The organism is Rahnella sp. P4_A8, from assembly GCF_056402435.1.
This window is the reverse complement of the sequence record NZ_JBFUHK010000327.1, coordinates 1-741: the sequence shown is the minus strand read 5'-3', so window position 1 is coordinate 741 and position 741 is coordinate 1. Positions and strand designations below refer to the sequence as shown.

The 741-nt window shown below is 46.3% G+C and carries 1 protein-coding gene; it reads right to left on the bottom strand.

Annotated elements, in window-relative coordinates; translation table 11 throughout:
• Positions 1-41: 41 nt before the first annotated feature.
• The coding region (locus AC1DUO_RS25760) for a MetQ/NlpA family lipoprotein (protein ID WP_477989557.1) at positions 42-741 on the bottom strand (700 nt) is incomplete at its 5' end.

The following is a 741-nucleotide window of genomic DNA, read 5'->3' as shown; positions in this document are numbered from 1 at the left end:
CGAATACTCAGGAAAAATGTAGGGTTCCTGATTTCGGGCAATTACCAACCTTTCACTGCGCCACCGTTGAAGATTTTATTCGCTGCAGCGTTCACTTCATCAGACTGGTAAGCCTGAACGAATTTCTTCACGTTTTCAGCATCTTTGTTATCTTCACGTGCAACGATCAGGTTCACGTATGGAGATTCTTTATCTTCTACGAAGATACCGTCTTTCTCTGGCGTCAGGTTGATCTGGCTGGCGTAAGTGGTGTTGATTACGGCCAGAGCGATTTTCGCATCATCCAGTGAACGTGGCAGTTGTGGTGCTTCGAGTTCGACCAGTTTCAGATTTTTAGGGTTCTCAGTCACATCCAGAACTGTCGGTAACAGACCAACACCGTCTTTCAGTTTGATCAGACCTTGTTTTTGCAGCAGCAGCAGAGAACGGCCGAGATTAGTCGGGTCGTTTGGCAGCGCAACCTGGTCGCCATCTTTCAGCTCATCAATAGATTTGATTTTCTTAGAGTAACCGGCGATTGGGTAAACGAACGTGTTACCCACCGGGACCAGTTTGTAACCGCGATCTTTGATCTGCTGATCAAGATAAGGTTTATGCTGGAAGGCGTTAACATCGATATCACCTTTGCTCAGCGCTTCGTTAGGCAATACATAATCATTGAAAGTCACCAGCTCAACATCAAGACCGTATTTCTCTTTAGCTACTTTCTGTGCAACTTCAGCGACCTGCTGTTCAGCTGTC